The sequence below is a fragment of the Globicatella sanguinis NBRC 15551 genome (genome assembly GCF_001552295.1).
Lineage (GTDB): Bacteria > Bacillota > Bacilli > Lactobacillales > Aerococcaceae > Globicatella > Globicatella sanguinis.
In genome coordinates this window covers 1-580 of record NZ_BCQX01000253.1, presented here as the reverse complement: position 1 = coordinate 580, position 580 = coordinate 1, and the positions used below count along the sequence as shown (strand labels likewise).

At 33.3% G+C, this 580-nt stretch carries 1 protein-coding gene; it reads left to right on the top strand.

Translation table 11 applies throughout. The features are described from left to right. Nucleotides 1-114 precede the first annotated feature (114 nt). A partial coding sequence (locus tag GSA01S_RS10445) for a transposase family protein (RefSeq protein ID WP_169792702.1) occupies nucleotides 115-580 on the top strand: 466 nt, incomplete at its 3' end.

Here is a 580-nt window from a genome sequence, read left to right as displayed (position 1 = left end):
ATCTATAATTTTTAGTGTTGGTGGCGAAATCACCAGCACTATTTTTATATACAAAAAGCCTGTGATTTCCTCTATAATTAAGTTGTCCAAAAATAATAGAAAGTAGGAAATCACATGGCTACAAACAATAATACTAAAATTTTACTTGGAATGGAAGACCTTAATATCAATATCGAACAGAATGATTTTGATGAAGAATGCTATTTCTCAGTTCATCAATTTAAAAGTTCTACTAAAAAAATGCTTCCTGTCTCAAAAGCCTTTAAAAAAGTATTAACCGTTACAGGAACGCTAAAGAATACGCCTAAAGTGTGCCCTCATTGTGGTAGTAGTAATAATGGAGCGGAAGATATGATTGATTATGGATCTTATAGGACCGTCATCCTAATTGGGCAATATAACCTTCAACCTGCTTATCTTAAACTGACTAAGCAACGATACCTTTGTAAACATTGTCAAAAAACAACGGTTTCTCAAACCAACTTAACCAAACAGCACTGTACGATTTCATCACCCTTAAAGGTAATGATTCTTCAAGAATTAGGTAAAACGAAGCCCATCAAAGATATTGCTGAAACCT